Here is an 18,336-nt window from a genome sequence, read left to right as displayed (position 1 = left end):
CGGGACCGCTTGTCCGCGACCGTCGCACGGAGCCCCGTGCGACGGTGCCGCGTCAGTTACAGGTGGTGACGCTCAGGCTGCTGTCGCCACAGAGCAGCAGGCTCGCGCGGCTGCCGCCGCCGGTGGCGATCTCGTCCGTGAGCTCGTCCTTGGGGGTCTCCATGCTCTGCAGGTCGAGAAGCGACATGATCGTTTCCTTTCTAGGGGACGGATGGTGCCTTGCCATGACCTCCGGGGTCCGGAGGTCAGCTCTGGGGGCCGGCGGACCGGCGGGGCGGGACGGGCGGGAGAAACGGGAGCTGCACCGGGGCGTCGTCAAGTGCGGCGCCCAGGGCCAGCAGGCACCCCGCCGTACCGGTGGAAAGATCCATGGAGAGCCGCATCATCTGCTCGCCGGGGAAGGCGAGTCGGCCCTCGTAGGGCAGGGCGTGCCAGGACAGGACGCCGATCTGCCGGGCCAGGTCGGCCGGTTCGGTGCCGGGGCCGGTCGCCGTCGTACGGCTCAGGTGGAGCACCATGCCCGCCGCGCCGCGGAACAGGCCGGGCTGTGCGTAGAACTTCGCCTGTGCGGCCCGTACGATCTCCTGCCGCGCCCGGGTGAAGCGCTCGTCGTGGCCGTGGACGAGCCAGTCGTCGAGGACCATGCCGATGCCGGCGCTGCCCGCACCGAGATAGGGCATGGTGCGCCGGCCCTCGTCGACCTGGAGCGCTCCGCCCGCGCCGCGCACGCACCGGTCGAGATCGCGGTGCAGCCCGTCGGCCGCGAGATCGAGCAGCGATGCGTCGCCGGTGCGCTCGTACAGCCTCAGGTGCAGCAGTGCCGCACCGGACGCGCCGTGCAGCAGCCCGGCGCGACGGGTGGTTCCGCCGGCGGCGTCCGGCCGTCGGGCGACGAGGCGCCCGCAGCGCAGGGCGGCGTCCCGCAGGGAGCCGTCGCCGGTGGACTCGGCCAGCGCGTCGAGGGCGAGGCCGAGGCCGGCGAGTCCGCTGTGCAGGTCCGGGCCCATGCCGGTCCAGTCCTCGGAGAGGACGACGTCCACCAGGTTCATGGCCACGGCCCGGTGCCCGAGGCGGTCCAGGGTCCAGGCGACGCCCGCCAGCCCGTCGTAGAAGCCGAGCGGGGTGCCCGAAGCCGGTCGGCGCACCGCACGCAGCAGCCAGTCCTCGGCCTCCGGCCATCGCGCGCAGCCGGTCTCGGCCAGCGCATACAGCACTCCGGCCGCACCGTACGCGAAGCAGGAGCCGCCCAGCGGAGTGGCGAACTGGGCGATGTCACCGGGCAGACAGCGGTCCTCCCGGTCGAATCGCGCCGAGGCGCGGACGGCCTCGGCCATCGAGTCACGGCTGCGCGGCCAGTCGCCCGGTTCCACGGGCAGGTAGTCCGAGCGGGCCACCGAGGGCTCCCCGGACGGGTGGCCGCGGGTGATCTCCTCGACAGCCTCGTCGAGGAAGGCCCGGTCGACCGGGAAGTTCGCGGCCACGATGTCCGCCAGATGGGCGGCCTTCGCACGGTCCACGGAGAACAGGCTCGTCAGGGGCAGGAAGAGCGCGAGGCGCAGACAGGCCAGGGCGTAGCGGTCGATGTCCACGCCCCTGCGGTCCGCGGGAGCCACGAAGCCGGGGTTGGCGATGACCTGCCGCCGGCGCTCCGTGGACGGCGCCGCCGCCTCGAAGTCCAGCAGCACCACGGACGACTCGTCCTCGGCGACCATGATGTTGAACAGGTGCAGGTCGTTGAAGACCACACCCCGCTCGTGGACCTGCGCCACCGCGTCCTCCACCAGCCGGTGCACGCGCAGCGCCCACTCGGTGTAGGCGGCGAGGGCCGGTTCGCCGGGGTCCTCCTCGATCAGCGGATGGCGTCGCGCGAAGAAGCTGTTGAGCGGACGGCCCTCGATGTACTCCAGGACCAGGAATCTGTGGTCCCCCAGCGTGAACCAGTCGAGGACCTCGGGGGTGCAGGAGAGGCCCGACAGCCGTTCCAGCGCCTCCTTCTCCCGCTCCAGCCGTGTCACGGCATCCGCCCCGTCGGCGGCGAGACCCGCGTACGGCCTCCCCTCCTTCAGCACCACGCGCCGGCCCGTCCGGTCGTCCCGTCCGACGTACACGCCGCCGCCGTTGGAGAAGTGCAGCGCGCGCTCGATGGTGTACGGGATGCCGTCCGTCGTGGTCGCCGCACGCGCCTCCAGGTGCGGGCGGAGGAAGTCGGGCGGTGTGACCCACCGCGGTATGTGGAAGGCGGGCCCGCGCACATCGGGCACGAGCCGGCCGGAGGCGTCCTCGACGGCGGGCCGCAACTCGCCCTGCTCGTCGCGGCAGTGGCGCTCGGTGAAGCTCCCGTAGCGCAGGAAGACGGGCCCGGCTCCCCAGCGGAGGTCGCTGAGGATGTACGGCCCGGGCTCGCCGGCCAGCAGCGCGTCGAGCTCCTTGGCGATCATCCCGCACTGCGCGTCGTCGGCGGGGTACACGGTGATGAACTTGCCGCTCGCGCTCCGGTCCGCGTACTTGGCGTTGCGGGTGTGCAGCAGGTACCGGCTCGGTATGAACTTGAAGGCGATGTCCCGGGGGACGCAGTAGTCCCACACCTGTGCGAGCACCTTCTCCGCGTTCTCGAGACCGGCCGAGATGTGGATCTTCCAGCCCTGTGAGGGGAGGCGGGCGTCGAGCGGGCGGTAGGCCAGCCAGTCGCCCTTGCGGTGTCGCTGCCAGCCCGCCGGGGCCTCGCGCCGCGCCGCCTCGTACGCCCGGCCCGGTCCGTCGCCGTCCTCCGCCAGGCGGTGGGGGGCGTCGTAGAACTGCCGGTCGGCGTCGCAGAAGACCGCGTACCCCTTGTTCATCTCATCCCCCTGTGGCCGGTTCGACGCCACAGAGGCTGTCACGGGGCCGGAGGGGGTCGACAGTCACAGCTGTCACCGGGCGACCGTGAAGAACTCACACGCGTGGACCCGTCCGGCCGGTGCTCACACCGGCGCCCGCGGCTTCGGTCAGGGGCAGCGGCTCGCGAGGACGCAACTGCCCGCCGCCGGGGACACGGACGGCCTCTGCCGGAAGAAGAGGGCTCGCGGACGTGTCGTTCTCGATGCGTCACGTCACCGAGCGTCGGTTACAGCGAGGGCGGCACCGCCGGCTACCACGGTGTCCGCCCGGGGGCTCTGTGCGTGCAGATCGGTGGCAGGATGGGCCAGATGGTGGAACGGATCATTGCTGCGTGTGACGGTGCGTCGAAGGGGAATCCCGGCCCGGCGGCCTGGGCATGGGTCATCGCCGGCGCGGACGGTGAGGTGGCCGCGTGGGAGGCGGGCCCTCTCGGCCGGGCGACGAACAACGTGGCCGAGCTGACGGCCCTGCAGCGGCTGTTGGAAGCCGCGGCCCCCCAGGTGCCGCTGGAGGTGCGCATGGACTCGCAGTACGCGATGAAGGCGGTCACCACCTGGCTGCCGGGCTGGCGCCGGAAGGGCTGGAAGACGGCGGCGGGCACACCGGTGGCCAACCGGGACCTGGTGGTGGCGATCGATGGACTTCTCGCCGGCAGGGACGTCACGTTCGTGTACACGCCGGCCCATCAGGTCGACGGGGACCGGCTGAACGCTGCCGCCGACAGCGCGGCCAGCCACTCCGCCCGCACACAGCAGCCGGCCGGGTCAGCGGCCGGTTCGATCCCGCCGCCTTCCGAAGCCCCGACCGCCGCGCCTCGCTCGCCCAAGTCCGGTCGGCCGCGGCGCTCTTCGGGTGCGTCGTCCGGAGGCTCGGTGAAGGCGAGGTTCCCGGGACGGTGTTCGTGCGGGCGTTCTTATGCCAAGGGGGAGACGATCACGAAGAACGCCGACGGCTGGGGTCACCCGGCCTGCGCCGGGGCGGCGTCGGCGTAGCCCGACGGAGAGTGGACCGTGCGGGAGCTGCCGCTCAGTCCGCTGACGCACGCTCTTCCTGGGCTGTGGCGCGTCTCCATTCCCGGCAGCCGGTGCCCCGGCACGCCGGTCGTGGCTGCCGCCCTGTCCTGTTGCCCCTGTACCCGGCTGGTGTCCCGCACAGTGGATCGGTCTCGGCGAGTACGCGCAGCGGCCGGGCAGCCTCATCCAACTGATCGGCGAACGCGACATCTCAGTTCGTGTGCCCAGGCCGCAAGCATGTTGCGTCCCGGCGGCACATCCTCAGACCGCCAGCCGGAGCCCGCGAGAGCGGGGCCGGTGGTCAGAGGCCGGCGAGCAGCCCGTCGAGTGGGGCGGGAACACGGTCGGGGGCGAGGGCCTCGGCGAGGACACGGCCGTAGTGGATCTTCCGGCCCTTCTTCGTGCCGAGAAAGCGCCGCAACTGCTGCTGTGAGGTGCGGCCCTGCTGCGCGGGCTGGCGCAGGAAGGTCTCCAGCGCGCGCAGGTCGCCCTCCGCCCGGACGAGCTCCTGGACCTGGGTCACGCCCAGCGCGCGGATCAGCTCGTCCTCCAGATCCGCCGCGCAGACGAAGAACCCTTGCTGTGTCGCACCGGCCCGTTCAAGTCCGCGGGCGTAGTAGCGGCGCTCCGCCGCGTCGCACAGTCCTGTCAGACGCAGGTCCAGGCCGGACGGGCCGAGGAGGGCGGCGAAGCGCCCGATGTTCATCGCACCGCCCATCGGCAGGACGCAGATCCCTTCGGCCGCCAGGCTCCGGCCGCGGCTCGCGGCCAGCGCGTCGACCGCCGCGGCGTCGCTGAGCCCTTCGAGGAGGACGGCCGCCCGGACGCACAGTCGCCCGGCCAAATCGCGCGCGGGGTCGCCGGAGCCGCCGGCCGCCCACGCGGTGACCGCCTCCCGGAACGCCCCCATGTCAGCCATGGGACGAGTCTGCGGCCCCTGCGGCCAGGACGGTAGTGAATTTCCGCGTCGGCGCGGGACGGGCCCGGCCCGCGCCGACGCACGCCCACCCCGTCGCGTAGTCCGCCGGGCGGACCTCAGCCGGCGTCGCGGCGGAGCCGGATCGCGACGTAGGGCTCCGCGGGGAGTTCCACGTCGACGCGGCCCGTGCGAGCGCCCTCCAGAGGGCGGACGGTCATCTTCCAGGTGTCGATGACGTCGACGCGGTACGCGGCGCCGGCCGGCAGGTCGAAGCGCCGGCGGGGGTACCGGTGGGGTCCGGGGTACTGCAGGACGTACGCGCCCGGGAGCCTCGGCCGTCGAGGCGTCGTAGGAGGCGGGGGCGTGGCTCCGGTGAAGCGGCATGCTCGGAGGCGTCCTCGGTTTCGCTGTGGGACATGCGCAGGTGGAGGATCAGGCCGGAGTCTCGTCGATGACCGGAGCTGATGCCGATCGGCGCCCAGCGGATCACGGCCGTCGTGGGGTCGCTGTGGGTGCCGCCACGACGGCCGTGAAGCTGCGGACGTACCGTCAGTTCGCGTTCACCAGGTCGTGTGCCGGCACCGTCACCGTCCGCCGGCCCGGCGTGCCGCCCAGGACGACCTTCCGCAGAGCGCTGTTGTTGGCGGTGTTGGTCTCCTTCAGCCGGTTCTCCGGGTTCGCCAGTACTTGGATGTAGTACGTGCCGTTGGGCAGGCCGGTGATGTCGAAGGACTGGCCGGGCAGGTCCTGGGTGTAGGTGTCACCGGAGCCGACGTCCAGGACCTCGCGGACGGAGATCGAGCTCTCCTGGCCGCAGGCGGTGGCCAGATCGGTGTTGTTCGGGTGCCAGTTGGCGTTCTTCACCGTGTAGTCGACCGCGTCGGTGTTGGCCAGGCAGAAGGCCTCCTTGCCGCTGCGCACGGTCTCCTTCTTGTCCGCCTTCAGTAGCCGGTAGCTGGCGAAGTCGGTGAAGTGCCAGTGCACATGGCCCGGTCGCGGGTCCCATTCCATGGTGCCGGTCGGGGTGTAGCCGACCTGCTTGCCCTTGGCGTCGTAGAAGTACTGGTAGGCGTCCATCTTGGCCTTGCCGGGCGAGCGGAACCCGTCCACCACGAGTTGCGCAGGGCCGGCGTTCCACACGTTGGCGCTGAAGGCCAGGTAGTCCTTGCCGGGGACGTTCTCTCCGCCGTCGCTGATGGTGATGCCGTACGCCGGCAGAGACCGCAGGTCGGGCTTGGGGACGTTCGGGACGGAGGGCTTGCCGGTGGGTCGCTTGGACTGCGGCCCCAGCGCGGGCGCCTTGCGCGAGCCGTCCGTCCGGCCCGCGGTGTCGCCGGCCTTCATCGAACGCCCCGCCTGCTGCTTCTTCAGTGCCCACGGCAGAGCCGGGGGAGCGGCCTTCAACGGCCCGTGACCGACGTTGTACGAAGGACCCGCGCCGCTCGTCACCGGCGCGGCGGCCTGGGCGGGCGTCGGGGCGTGCCCCGGCCCGTGGCCGGCGTGTGCGGCGCCGGCTGCCGGCGGAGCCTGGTGGGCGGCACCGTGCCCCGCGTGCTCACCGGGCTTGGCTGTCCGAGCCCCGGCGCCGCCCTGGCCGTCCTCGAAGCTGCGCTCCTGAACGGTCACCTTCACCGTGGCGGGCTTGTTCGCGATGCCGAACAGGTCTCGGTACTTCTTGGCGACCGAGACCTTGGCGGTGTAGGTACCGGCGGCCAGCTTGACTTGCTCGGTGTAGGAACCCGCGTACGTGTTGGCGGCCCAGCCCTTCTCCACGCCCCACACGGAACCGAGGGTGAAGGGGTTGGTCGGGCAGCTCTCCGGATACTTCGAGGTGGCGGGTGCGTCGGGCCGTACGCGGCCACTGGCGTTGTTCGGGCAGAAGCTCTCTGCACGGCTGAGGACCTGCTTGCCCGCCTTGTCGGTGACGGTGATCTCCGCGAAGCCCGGCAGCCCGGAGAAGTCCTTCACAGTGCCCTTCGGCAGCGCTTTGACCTTCGCCTTACCGCCCTCGTACACGGTCTGGGTGATGGTGACGGGGTCCTTGTATGACTTGCGGGTCACCCTCAACTCCAGCGGTGTTCCCTCCGCGGTGAGGTAGGTCCCAAGATCGAGATAGACACCCGGGTCCTCCTTCCAGGAGGTGAGCGTGACCGAGGTGCTCGCTGCGATGAGGCTCAGCTTGGGATCCGTCGCGGCCTTCGCCGAATCCGATGTGGTGGCCACGAATCCGGCCGTCACGGCCGTCACGGCTATGGCCGTGGTGCCCGCGAGCAGCGGACGCCGCAGCCGGGTGGTACGCGTTCTGGTCATCGTTCCCTCGTCCTCCGGGATGCTGTGTGGGAAGGAAACAGACAGCGGGCGCCGCGGCTCGGCGACGACGACCGCCTGCCCGGGTGGTGAGAGGAACGGTCCGGACGCTCGGTTGTCCGCAGAGCCCAAGACACTGCGAGGTTGGCCGGATAGAACCGGTGCCGAGAAGAACAGGCCTATGTTGCGGGAATCCCCGAGTGGGCGGCAGCTCCTCTGATAAAAGCGGCGGCCGATCTCGCGCATCCCTTCACGCCCGGGGGCCGACGACCCTGCTCCAGCTCCCCGCCGGCTACGACCTCCTCTTCGCAAACTGCTCTTCGGCCTGAGCTATGCCACCCGTCGCGAGAAGGCCGTATCCAGCTGTGATGCCGGTGGGCGGGTTGTGGGTCGGCGCTGCTCCTTCTCGTCGGTGGTGCCGGCCTTGTTGCCGCGCGATGTCGATGTCTGTCTTGCCTCTGGTTGTGCTCAAGTGGGGTCGACGAGGGGGTTCAGGTTGTGATCCACTCCGGGCACGAGCACGGGCTCGTACGCAGGGAGGGCTGGGGGCGGGATGAGGGCACGGCTGTTCGTGGTGGGGGCCGCGGTGTTGGTGATGGGTCTGGGGTCGAGTGCGTCTGGGGCGACGGCACGGGGACACGCGCTGGCGGATGACTGGGGAGGTGTCCTCGGTTTTAGCCACGCCAAGGTCGGTGGGGGCTACTGGTTCACCTGCCCCACCCTCAGGAACACCTCCGATCGGCCGATCGAGGTGCTCGAGGTGGAGCTTGTGGGTGCGCCGGGCCACTGGAGGACGGGCGAGGCCCGGGCGGCCAGACGCTCCGAGATGCACGGGATCACGCTGGGGGCCTATGACGAGTCCTTCGTCGAGGACCCCGACCTGATGCGGGACTACTCGAAGGAGCCGGTGCGCGTCGCCCCGGGCGTGGAGAGTCCGATCTACTACCTCGTGCGGGCCGAGCCCGTCACCTCGCCGGTCGTGGGCAAGGCCGAGGGGTGCCGGTTCACCTACCGGACGGGGCACCGCATCCACTCACAGGTCCTGCACAGCCAGCTCGAACTCGAGGCCGGGGACTGAGCTGCGGCGGAACTGAACGGCGCCAGAGTCGGGTATGGCGCGGGGGGCGCGGGGATCACCATGTCCTGCGCGGTGACGCCGGCGTCGACGTCGCAGGCCTGAGCCGGCTCGGTTCGCCGACATCTCATGCGCGCATCACCGTGTCCGGTCCTCGGCCGCGAGAGGGACGAGGATTGATCTTGCTTTGTACCTGTGTCTGAGCCGGCCGCGCTGATCAGACGGTGGGTCAGTTCGTGCCGACACGTCGATCTTGGCTGAGGTCAGGGAGGGCACCGGTGACGATGACGACGTTCGACAGGAGTAAGCGGTTGAACTGGGCGGGCCAGGGGGCCGCCTGTGCCGGGAGTTTGGCCTCCGGGGCAGGGGAGCGGTAGGCAGCCTGCTGCTCGGGCAGGGTCCGAATCCACCCTGACCTCCCGCTGACCGTCTCTTCGTGTCACGGCCGACCGGAAATGCGTGGTGGCGCGGGAATGCAACTACGGCGCTGCCCTGCGGACTCGCGTTGCTGGGGGATGACCTACTGTGTCGTGGTGATTCACAGTGACAGGCAGTGGCTGGTCGCCGACCGGTACCTGCTGACCGACCTCATAGGACGCGGTGGCATGGGTGCGGTCTGGCGCGCCACCGATCAGCTCCTGCAACGTACTGTCGCGGTAAAGGAGTTGCCCCTGGCGGGTGACGGCGAAGGCCCCCGGCGCGCGTTGCGTGAAGCCCGTGCCGTCGCCCGCGTGTCTCATCCCAACGTGATCGACATCTATGACTTGGTCGGGTCCGGGGACCGGCTGTGGATCGTCATGGAACTCGTGGACGGCCCGTCGCTCTCCAGCCAGCTCGAGGCGGTGGGCCCTCTGGCGCCGTCCAGGGCGGCCGGCATCGGTCTGCAGCTCCTCGACGCACTCGGAGCCGTGCACGCCGTCGGCGCCCTGCACCGGGACGTGAAGCCGGGCAACGTGCTGTTGCGCGGCGACGGCAGCGTCGTCCTCGCTGACTTCGGCATCGCGGCGCTGGCCGACGGGGAGTCGCAGACCGGTACTGGCGAGCTGATGGGATCCCTCGACTTCATCGCTCCGGAGCGCCTGCACGGCAGGCCGGCGGGCCCGCCGAGCGACCTGTTCTCACTGGGAGTCACACTGTGCGTGCTGGTCTCCGGCCATTCGCCTTTCGCGCGGCCGACGCCCGCCGCCGTACTGCACGCTGTCGCCTACGAGGAGCCCCACATCCCGGACTGCGCGGGCCCGCTGGCAGCAGTCATCGAGGGTCTGCTGCACAAGGATCCGGCCGAAAGGCTCTCCACGGCCGAAGCGGCGAGCCTCCTACGGTCGACAAGCGTCGGCAGCGAGGCGGGAACGCTCAAGCACACCCTGCGGGCGCCTACTCTTCCCCCACCGCCCCGGCGTCGGCGACTGCGCTGGGCCGCCACGTCACTGGCCGCGCTGCTGCTTGTGGGCGGCGGTGGTGTCACCGCGTTCATGATGAGCCGTCCGCCGGCGCAGCACGCGGACCCGGCCGTGACGGGCTCGGTGCGACCGGCACAGCCTGACGAGGTGCTGCAGGCGCCCGGTGACCGGAGCCGGTACTGGGTGTTCTCGAAGAACCAGTACGTACCGATCGAGGTCTCGGCCGGGACACGGACCGACAAGCGGCTGACCGAGCCGCGCCCGCTGAGCAGCTGGTCCAGCCTGTCGGGATTCTCCCGCGTCGATGCTGTCATGCAGACGCCCGACGACCCCAACCGCTTCTGGGTCTTCTCGGAGGACCAGTACATCCGGATCGAGATCGCGGACGGGAAACACACCGTCAAGCAGCTGACGGAGCCGCGCCCGTTGAGCAGCTGGTCCAGCCTGTCGGGATTCTCCCGTATCGATGCTGTCATGCAGACGCCCGACAACCGCAACCACTACTGGGTCTTCTCGGAGGACCAGTACATCCGGATCGAGATCGCGGACGGGAAACACACCGACAGGCAGCTGACGGAGCCGCGCCCGTTGAGCAGCTGGTCCAGCCTGTCGGGATTCTCCCGTATCGATGCTGTCATGCAGACGCCCGACGACCCCAACCGCTTCTGGGTCTTCTCGGGGGACCAGTACATCCGGATCGAGATCGCGGACGGGAAACACACCGACAAGCGCATCATCGGGCCCCGCCCGCTCAGGGACTGGAAGGACAGCTTCCCGCGAGGGGAAGGCCGGCTGTGACAACCGGCGGCGACGGCCAGAGCGCCGGGCCCCCACAGCCATCGGCTGTGGGGGCCATGTGGAGGATCGCAGAAGACTCAGGTTCTGCTGCTGCGTCCAGCCCGGCTGACACGCTCGTGCCCGTTGGACGGTGAGACGCCGAAGACCTCGGCGGCGCTCGGCGCTCACATCTGCCGTATCAACGGGCCCGTACCGTGTCGAGTTCGGCCACTGCGGCGTACCGGTTCGCCTTCCCGTGTTCGCTCAGGATGCGCAGGGCGAGGTGCCTGGCTGTCGTGGGTTCGAAGGGCGCGATGAATTCGGTGCGGTCAGCCGGGAAGCTTCCTTCGGCGACCTTCGTCCACGTGGTGCCGTTGGTGGAGACCAGCACTTCGTACTGCTTGACTCGGCCGTTGGTTCCGCCGTCCTGACGGGGCATGTAGCGGATGCCGGCGATGCGTTGCTTGGCGCCGAGATCGATGGAGAGTTGTTGGGGCAGTGTCGCGGTGTAGTCGCTGTGCCAGTGGGTGTAAGGGTCGTTGTCGACCGCGCGCAGGGACTGCCCGGGCTCGCCTGCGGTCTCGTGACTGGTGGCGCTCACCACCCAGTCGTTCTGGCTGGTGAGACCTGAGTTGGCGCCGATCTGCGAGGTGAGGTCGGACGGGTCGGGAGCGGGCAGCGGCAGGGCGTCGCCGACTTGGTCGTAGCGGTCCAGGAAGGGCCGAACGTCGAAGCCCGCGAGGGTGGCCCAGGTCCGGTCGGCGACCACGGCGAGGGTGCGGCGGGCGAAGTAGTCGACCCAGCCGACGGGGAGGTTCTGGGTGCGGTCCGACCAGCGGGCGACCCGGTAACCGTCGATGCCCGCTTCGGCGGTGAAGGGGTAGTCCTTGTACGTCGTGCGGATGTCGAAGAAGCCGTAGCTGCCGGGCGTGGCACCGAATCCCGGGCTGACGTACAACGGGCCGTCCTGCGCTCCGATCACCCGGTAGCCCTCAGCGGCGCGGCTTTCGGGGGAGGAGAGCCACTCGTTGACGACAATGCGCTGGTCCGGCTTGATGCTGGTCTTCTGCCGGTAGTCCCACCACTGCCAGATCTGGGTGGTCTTGCCCTTTGTGTGGACCACCTGGTCGAGATTGTTGATGAAGTCCACCAGGACGTCACCCGGGTGGGGGTAACCCTTGTCCTGTTGGTGGGCGACGAGTTCGGGGCAGGCCTCCTGTGCGGCTGTCAGGGGGACCTCGTCGGTGCCGATGTGCAGGTAGGGGCTGGTGAAGATGTCCGCGACCTCAGCCACCAGGGAGCGGGCGAAGGCGCGGGTCTCGGGCTTGGTGTAGTCGAGAGTCCAGCGGCCGCTGTCGGCGCCTTCCCAGGGGACGTTCTCGGGCGTCGCCATGCTGGCGCAGGCGAACGCCAGATCGGGGCGGGCCTTCCCGATCGCCGAGGCATGACCCGGCAGGTCGATCTCCGGAACGATCGTCACCCCGTAGCGCGCCGCGTACGCTTCCAGGTCCTTCAACTCGGCCTTGGTGTAGTGCTGCTCGGAGACGATCTCCGGGAAACGGTCGCTTTCGACGCGGTAGCCGTTCCAGTCCGACAGATGGAGATGGAAGGTGTTGAGCTTGTACCAGGACAGCTGGCGGATCTGCTGCTTGAGGTAGGAGACGGGAAAGTACTAGCGGCCCACGTCCAGCATCTGACCGCGCGAGGCCTGCGTCGGCCAGTCACGGACGGTGCCACGGGCAACCACGCGCGCCACAGGTGCTGTGCGCAGGGCCTGCAGCAGCGTACGGGTGCCGTAGAGCACCCCCGCTCGGCCCGCGGCGGAGACGCGCGCCGCCGGGCCGATGCCGAGCGTGTAGCTTTCCTTGGACGGGGTGGGTCCGTTGGTGGTGAGGTCGAGGGCTACGTCACCGACTCGAGGTCGTCCGGTGGTGACCGCAGGGCGCATGCCCTCCTGATCGTCGAGCTCTTCGGCCAGTTGCTCCGCCGTGCCGCGCAGGGAGCCGCGGTCTTCTGCGTCGAGGACGATCCGGCTGTGCGTGGTGAGCCGCCACGTTCCCTCGCCGCCCTGCCACGAGCGGATGGCCGGAACGGTGACCGGCGCCGGATTCGCTGCCGTGGCTCCGGCGTCCGGCCCGGTGAGTGCGGTGGCCAGCAGGGCGCCGGCGAGGGCCGGTATCCAAGCGGCAGGCGACACGCGACGACGGTGGATTCCGCGTCGGTGATGTGCCGGCCACGTGCTCGGTCGTGCAGGGTCCTCGGGGTGGGACATAGGGGACTCCCTTCGGTGGGGTCGGAGGCCGTCTACCGGCAGTGTGGGCTTCTGCATCGGTCGGGCGGTCGTGCCCGACGGATCACGTCACTTGAGCGCCCCGTTCGTCAGTCCCGACTGAATCTGTCGTTGGAAGAACACGTACACGAGCAGCACCGGGATGATCGAGAGCGTGAGCGCGGCGAACAGGCTGCCCCAGTCGGCCGCTGCGCCGGCCTCGGTGGAGATGTTCTCGATGCCCTGGGTGAGCACCCACTTGTCCTCGACATCACCCGGCAGCAGCATCAGCGGCAGGATGTACTGGTTCCACTGGCCGAGGAAGTTGAAGATCGTCAGGCTGATCACGGCGGGCTTGGCCATGGGCAGCATGATCTGGAAGAACGTCCGGGTGTGCGAGGCACCGTCGATGCGCGCCGCCTCGGCCACCGAGGTGGGCAGCGTCTTGAAGAAGCCGGACAGGAAGAACACGGTGAACGGCAGCCCGTACGCGGCGTAGACCAGGATCAGTCCGGTGTGTGTACCGAGCAGGCCGAGGTTTCTCACCACGAAGAACAGCGGGACGAGGGCCAGGAACTGCGGGAACAGCAGGCCCGAGACGAAGAGGTAGTACGTGAAGCGGTTGCCGGGAAAGCGGTAGCGGGCCAGGACGTACGCGGCCATGGAGCCGAGCAGCATCGTGAGGAACACGCCGCCCGTGCACACGATCAGGCTGTTGAGCATGTAGCGGCCGATGTGCGCCCGCGACCAGGCGTTCGCCCAGTTCTCCCAGCGCAGCGCTCCGGGCAGCGACCAGGGGGTGTCGAAGAGCTCCGCGTTGTCCTTGAACGAGCCGAGGAACGTGAACAGCAGGGGGGCGATCACGGTCAACGCCCACAGCGCGAGGGTGAGATGGGCCACCAGAGCCAGCGCGCGCAGATCCCGGTTGCGCGGTGGGGCAGCGGTGAGTGCGGGTGGCCGTGTGCCGGTCGCCCTGTCTGCGGGGGTGTGGGTGGTCGTCGTCATCGTGCGGGTCTCCCTGGGAACGTCAGTACTCGATCGCTTCACGCCGCGTGACCCGCATCGTCACGGCGGCGAAGGTCATGACGACGAAGAACAGGACCACGCCCAGGGCCGAGGCCTGGCCGAACTGGTAGTGCTCGAAGGCCCGCTCCCAGACCTGCAGGCCGACGACGGTCGTGGCGTGGTCCGGGCCGCCGTGCTCCATCGCGAGTACCTGGATGAGTGCGAACGCGTCGAGGGCACCGATCCCCATGTACACCCATGCCAGCTGCAGGGTGTTGCGCAGCAGCGGCAGCGTGATGCTGACGAACGTGCGCTTCCGTCCGGCGCCCTCGAGTGCCGCCGCCTCGTACAACTCGGTGGGGATCGCCGCCATACCGGCCTGGAACAGCACCAGGTAGAACCCGACGCCTGACCAGATCATCACCGCCATCAGCGACCAGAGCGCGAACGACGGATCGGTGAGGAAGCCCACCGGTGAGATACCGAGTCGGCCGAGGACAGAGTTGAAGCCGCCGGCCTCGTCGGGGCGGTACATGGACTGGAACAGCACAGCTGTCACGACGATGGACAACACCTGCGGGAAGAAGAACACGACCCGGTAGAAACCGGCCCCCGCCAGGCCCCGCACCGCACCCGAACGCCCGCGTCCGCCCGCGACGTTGAGCAGGAACGCGAAGGCGAGCGCGATCCCGATCGTGAGCGCGGGAACGACGAGCAGGATCACTCCGTGGTTGCGGATCGCCTGCCAGAACACCTCGTCGTCCAGGATCCGGGCGAAGTTGTCGAGCCCGACGAACTCCGCCCGTGACGACACGCCCCGCCAGTCGGTGAGGGCGATGTAGAACGCCTGCAGGTAGGGCCCGATCACGAAGACCGCGTACAGCAGGGCGGGGGCCGCGAGAAACCCGTACGCGAAGCGGAGACTTCCTTGCCGCATGCGCCCGGCCCCTCAGGCCCGGAACTTCTTGACCGAGGGGTCCTTCTTGACCCTGTCGGCCGCCCCCTGGAGCCGGTCCATGAACTCCTTGGGCCTGGCCCGGCCCGCGACCAGCTCACCGACGGCCGTGTTGATCTCCGTGTCCAGCTCCTTGTACCACTTGGGATAGTTGAAGGGAGCGATCAGCGTCGAGGCCGACCCCAGCGCGTCGGCCGCGCTGCGGGCGCCCGGCGGAAGGTCCATGCCCTCGGTCGCGTCGACCACGGAGACCGATCCGCCGGTCCGCTCGATGAACCCCTGGACCCCTTTCCTGGAGAGCATCTGCCGGATGTACTCCATGCCGGCCGCCGGGTTCTTCGCCTTGGCCGGCACCGCGAACGGCTCGCTAGGGCTGACCTGGTACGCGTCCGCCTTGAGCTTGTCCTTGGCGGTCAGGCTCGGCACTGCGGTGACCGCGAAGCGGAAGTCCTTCGGCGTGTCCTTCTTCATCTCGTTCTCGAGCCACGAGCCGCACGGGTAGAACGCCAGCTTGCCCAGGACCTGGCGCAGTTGGGCCACGGTGTGCTCCTGGCCCATGTAGTTCCTGTCGATGTACGTGGCCGCGTACTCGTGCCAGCGATGCGTGGCTTCCTCGACCGCCGGGGCACGCCATGCGCCGGGTGAGAGGTTGTCGATGTCCTTGCGGACGGTGTCGCCGCCCAGCTTGATCATCGAGGTGAGGATGACGTTGGTGATGTAGTACACCGCGTTCTTGCCTGCGAGGCCGAACGGATCGATACCCGCGGACTTGATCTCCTTGCTGAGATCGACGAAATCGTCCCAGGTGATGGGCGGCTGCCACCCCTTCGCCTCGAACATCGCGGCGTCGTACCACAGGCCGTACAGAGTGTTGAGGTAGGGCAGTTGATACAACGTGCCGTCGACGGTGCCCGACTCGACCGTGCCCGGGAGCAGGATGTCCCGGACCTTCCTGCCCGGGTCGTCGACCGTCGGCGCGTCGAGCAGCGGGGTGAGGTCGGAGAGCTGGCCGTCCTGGACCAGGGCGCCCACGTCCATGGCCTCGCCTTCGTTGTCGACCACGTCCGGCGGGTTGCCGCCCACGAAGCGCGGCTGGATGGTCGTGGCGATCCTCTGCGCGGACGTGATCTCGGTGTTGACACCAGGGAACGCCTGCTCGAAGAGCGGCCCATGGCCTTCCTTGGCGTACGCGTCCCCGTAGCCGCCCTTGAAGACCACCACTTCGAGGCTGGTGTTCTGGCCGACGCCGAAGGGGTTATTCGCGGTCTTGGCTCCTCTCTCGGCCTTCGGGCTGTCGTCGCTACCGCCGAACGCGCAGCCGGTGAGGACACCGGACGAGGGTAGGGCGGCGGCCGTGGCCGCCCAGCCGAGCAACTGCCGCCGGGAGGCGGGGCCGGCGGGCCTGTCGGTGCGTGTCATTCGTGCTCCTCGGATACGAGCGGGACGTGCGCTGCCGGGTGTCGGTGTGGGCGGCGGGTGAGGTCAGCCCCTGCGGTACTGGGCCGGCGAGTTGCTGGTCGCGGGGGTCCTCGCAGGAGCCAGGCCTTTCTGCGGTACACATGGAAGTTGGTGAGCGTGGTCACGAGGGATGTCGGTCGCGGTGGCGCCGATGACTCGCATGTGGGTGGTCCAGCGGCGCGATCTGACCTCGTGCACGTCGTAGCCGTAGCGATTGCCCTCGAAGTACTCGAGATGCGGGGCTCTTCGGATCGCCGGAGGCTACACCGGCCGCTGATGTGCGGGCTGTCGAGGGCTCAGTCGACATCGGCGCGCGAAGTGCCGAGCTTCAGACCGTTGATCCAGTGGGTCTGATCTGCGGTGGCGATCTTGCTGTCATAGACGCCCCAGCGGGGCTTGTTGCCGCGGTCGTCCCATGTGCGGGCGTTGCGGGCGTCGGCGACCAGTTGGCCGTCCACGTAGACCTGGAACCATCCTGTGGTGTCGGGGCGGGCGAAGATGCCCAGTTCGACCTTGTGCCATGCCCTGGCTGAGAAGGGGGCTGTGCCGACCTTGTTCCAGACCTCGCCCGGCGAGATGTACCAGATGTGCAGCAGGCCGCCGCCGACCTGCAGGATCACCGGGTAGTTCTGCTGGTGCTGCTCGCCGGTGCCCTCGGACTTCCACTGGAGGACGACAGAGGGGTTCTCCGTGGTCATGGACTCCCAGCCGAACCAGTACGGGTGGGACTGGGTGCCGGTGAACTGGTACTCGGAGCCGCCGACCCGCACGTTGTGCGCCTCGCACCGGGCATTGCCCGCCTTGTTGACGAGACCCCAGATCTTGCCTCGGCCGTCGCTCCAGTCAGGGGTAGATGTAGTTTCCCTCGTCGCACAGGACGGCACCGAAGGCAGCTGTCACGGCACTGTTGTCGGGATCTCCGTTCCAGATGACGGCGGCTTCGGCGGGATTGGCCATGACGAGGTTCAGGGCGAGGGCGAGTGCGGGGAGCAGAAGCCTGCGTCGGACTGTGCGTCGTTGCATGGTGTCCTCCTTGGTGGGGGAGGCGGGCCCGCCGCCGACAGCGGGCCCGCCCGTTCGATGGGTGGGGATTGCCGGGGAGGGTCAGGCCGAGCGGGCGAGCAGCGCGGGCTCGACCAGGTGCAGCATGGGCAAGCCCCTGGCGTAGCGCTCGAGTTCGTCAAGAGCCGCTTCGCCCAGGCGGTACAGCTCGCCGCCCAGGGAACCGGCCATGTGGGGAGTGAGCAGGACGTTGGGCAGGTCGTACAGCGGGGAGTCGGCCGGCAGCACTTCCGGGTCCGTGACGTCGATGACCCCGTGGATGCGTCCGGCGACCAATTCCCGGGTGAGGGCTTCGGTGTCGACGAGGGATCCTCGGGCGGTGTTGATCAGAGTGGCGCCGTCGCGCAGCAGGGCGAGGCGGTGGGCGTCGAACTGGTGCTGTGTCTCCGGAGTCTCGGGCGCGTGGATGCTCACGACGTCGCTGCGCCGGGCCAGTTCTTCGAGATCCACGCGCTCCACACCGAGCGCCGAGGCTGCGGTCCTGTCCACGTACGGGTCGAAGAGCAGCACGTGCAGGTCGAACGGGCGCAGGAGCTCGATCACGCGCCGTCCGACCTTGGAGGCTCCGACGATGCCCACCGTGCGCCGGTAGTTCCCGGCGTCGGCCAACAGGGCGTTGAGGGGCAGGGGCCCGCGCCGCCGGCGGTACGCGTCGGCGATGGGCAGGACGCGCTTGTTCGCCATGAGGATCGCGGCCAGGGTGTACTCGGCGACGGGCTCGGCGTTGGCCTCGGCGGCCGCCGACACGATCAGGCCGCGTGCCCAGCCGGTCTCGCTGATCAGCTGCTTGACGGAGCCGGCGGCGTGCACCACCGCCTTGAGGTTGGGCATGCGTGCCAGCGCCGTCTCGGTGAGTGGCGGACATCCCCAGCAGGTGAGCAGGACCTCCGTGGCGTGCAGTGCGGCGCCCAGGGCCGGGTCCTCGGTGTCCTCCAAGTCGGTCACGACACGGTCGATGTCCACCGAAGCCGTACCCGCCAGCCGTGCGATCGCCGCCGGGTCGAGGAGGAGGTCGCGGAGCTCGGGGTACATGGCGATGAGGGTTCTGGGGCGCCGTGGTGCGTTCATGGAGGTCGTACCCTTCGTCTGTCTGGATGTGGCCCACGTCGGCGTGCCGAGGCTCCGGGTCGCCGGCGTGCCTCGGGCTGGGCGGAGTTCCGGTGGGGCTCCTCTCATCAGGGGGGAGGAAGGGAGGAGCCCCACCGGAGGTCGTCGGATC

The 18,336-nt window shown here is 69.5% G+C and carries 16 protein-coding genes and 1 pseudogene; 3 read left to right on the top strand and 14 right to left on the bottom strand.

Features of this window, described 5'->3' with window-relative positions; all coding sequences use genetic code 11:
* Window positions 1-52: 52 nt before the first annotated feature.
* Both ACIQMR_RS14580 and lanKC read right to left on the bottom strand, forming a co-directional pair.
* Window positions 53-187 carry a SapB/AmfS family lanthipeptide gene (locus ACIQMR_RS14580; RefSeq protein WP_093652864.1) on the bottom strand — a complete coding sequence of 45 codons (135 nt, stop codon included), beginning with the start codon at window positions 185-187 and terminating at the stop codon, window positions 53-55.
* A 58-nt stretch (window positions 188-245) separates the two neighbouring features.
* Complete coding sequence (gene lanKC / locus ACIQMR_RS14575; protein ID WP_401385913.1) at window positions 246-2,837, bottom strand: class III lanthionine synthetase LanKC; 2,592 nt, start codon at window positions 2,835-2,837, stop codon at window positions 246-248.
* 348 nt (window positions 2,838-3,185) lie between these two features.
* Here lanKC and ACIQMR_RS14570 point away from each other — a divergent pair, with 348 nt between their 5' ends.
* Window positions 3,186-3,869, top strand: coding sequence for a ribonuclease H (locus tag ACIQMR_RS14570; protein WP_401385910.1), 684 nt, complete (start codon window positions 3,186-3,188; stop codon window positions 3,867-3,869).
* A gap of 322 nt (window positions 3,870-4,191) precedes the next feature.
* Here ACIQMR_RS14570 and ACIQMR_RS14565 read toward each other — a convergent pair whose 3' ends face one another.
* The 3 genes from ACIQMR_RS14565 to ACIQMR_RS14555 all read right to left on the bottom strand — a co-directional run bounded on the left by ACIQMR_RS14565 (window position 4,192) and on the right by ACIQMR_RS14555 (window position 7,119).
* Window positions 4,192-4,809 (bottom strand): TOPRIM nucleotidyl transferase/hydrolase domain-containing protein, encoded by a 618-nt coding sequence (locus ACIQMR_RS14565; RefSeq protein ID WP_401385908.1) that lies wholly within the window; start codon window positions 4,807-4,809, stop codon window positions 4,192-4,194.
* 116 nt (window positions 4,810-4,925) lie between these two features.
* Entirely contained in the window at window positions 4,926-5,120 is a 195-nt protein-coding gene (locus ACIQMR_RS14560) for a DUF5605 domain-containing protein (RefSeq protein WP_401386873.1), read from the bottom strand.
* A 238-nt stretch (window positions 5,121-5,358) separates the two neighbouring features.
* Window positions 5,359-7,119 carry a lysyl oxidase family protein gene (locus ACIQMR_RS14555; RefSeq protein WP_401385905.1) on the bottom strand — a complete coding sequence of 587 codons (1,761 nt, stop codon included), beginning with the start codon at window positions 7,117-7,119 and terminating at the stop codon, window positions 5,359-5,361.
* Window positions 7,120-7,669: 550 nt separating this feature from the next.
* Between ACIQMR_RS14555 and ACIQMR_RS14550 the strand changes: the two genes are divergently transcribed.
* Window positions 7,670-8,194, top strand: coding sequence for a hypothetical protein (locus ACIQMR_RS14550; RefSeq protein ID WP_401385902.1), 525 nt, complete (start codon window positions 7,670-7,672; stop codon window positions 8,192-8,194).
* A gap of 530 nt (window positions 8,195-8,724) precedes the next feature.
* Window positions 8,725-10,389, top strand: coding sequence for a protein kinase (locus ACIQMR_RS14545; RefSeq protein WP_401385899.1), 1,665 nt, complete (start codon window positions 8,725-8,727; stop codon window positions 10,387-10,389).
* Window positions 10,390-10,567: 178 nt separating this feature from the next.
* On the opposite strand, the gene ACIQMR_RS14540 is transcribed toward ACIQMR_RS14545, so the two are convergent.
* The 9 genes and pseudogenes from ACIQMR_RS14540 to ACIQMR_RS14500 all read right to left on the bottom strand — a co-directional run bounded on the left by ACIQMR_RS14540 (window position 10,568) and on the right by ACIQMR_RS14500 (window position 18,185).
* Window positions 10,568-10,969 (bottom strand): discoidin domain-containing protein, encoded by a 402-nt coding sequence (locus tag ACIQMR_RS14540; RefSeq protein WP_401386870.1) that lies wholly within the window; start codon window positions 10,967-10,969, stop codon window positions 10,568-10,570.
* A 327-nt stretch (window positions 10,970-11,296) separates the two neighbouring features.
* A pseudogene (locus ACIQMR_RS14535) lies at window positions 11,297-12,028 on the bottom strand (family 20 glycosylhydrolase); the annotation flags it as partial.
* Between the two features lie 12 nt (window positions 12,029-12,040).
* Entirely contained in the window at window positions 12,041-12,565 is a 525-nt protein-coding gene (locus ACIQMR_RS14530) for a glycoside hydrolase family 20 zincin-like fold domain-containing protein (protein WP_401385897.1), read from the bottom strand.
* A 162-nt stretch (window positions 12,566-12,727) separates the two neighbouring features.
* Window positions 12,728-13,642, bottom strand: coding sequence for a carbohydrate ABC transporter permease (locus ACIQMR_RS14525; protein WP_401385894.1), 915 nt, complete (start codon window positions 13,640-13,642; stop codon window positions 12,728-12,730).
* Between the two features lie 22 nt (window positions 13,643-13,664).
* The gene (locus ACIQMR_RS14520; protein ID WP_401385891.1) at window positions 13,665-14,579 is read right to left on the bottom strand and encodes a carbohydrate ABC transporter permease; all 915 of its coding nucleotides are present in this window, start codon (window positions 14,577-14,579) and stop codon (window positions 13,665-13,667) included.
* A 12-nt stretch (window positions 14,580-14,591) separates the two neighbouring features.
* Window positions 14,592-16,016 (bottom strand): N-acetylglucosamine/diacetylchitobiose ABC transporter substrate-binding protein, encoded by a 1,425-nt coding sequence (ngcE, locus tag ACIQMR_RS14515; RefSeq protein WP_401385888.1) that lies wholly within the window; start codon window positions 16,014-16,016, stop codon window positions 14,592-14,594.
* A gap of 335 nt (window positions 16,017-16,351) precedes the next feature.
* Window positions 16,352-16,825, bottom strand: coding sequence for a heparin lyase I family protein (locus ACIQMR_RS14510; protein ID WP_401385885.1), 474 nt, complete (start codon window positions 16,823-16,825; stop codon window positions 16,352-16,354).
* Between the two features lie 73 nt (window positions 16,826-16,898).
* On the bottom strand, window positions 16,899-17,078 hold the full coding sequence (locus ACIQMR_RS14505; protein WP_401385882.1) for a hypothetical protein: 180 nt from the start codon (window positions 17,076-17,078) through the stop codon (window positions 16,899-16,901).
* Window positions 17,079-17,159: 81 nt separating this feature from the next.
* Window positions 17,160-18,185 (bottom strand): hydroxyacid dehydrogenase, encoded by a 1,026-nt coding sequence (locus ACIQMR_RS14500; protein WP_401385879.1) that lies wholly within the window; start codon window positions 18,183-18,185, stop codon window positions 17,160-17,162.
* Window positions 18,186-18,336: the final 151 nt, after the last annotated feature.

This window comes from Streptomyces sp. NPDC091376, assembly GCF_044757085.1.
GTDB classification, from domain to species: Bacteria; Actinomycetota; Actinomycetes; order Streptomycetales; family Streptomycetaceae; genus Streptomyces; species Streptomyces pratisoli.
Note: the sequence above shows the minus strand (reverse complement) of the source record. Positions and strands in the feature narration are given on the sequence as shown.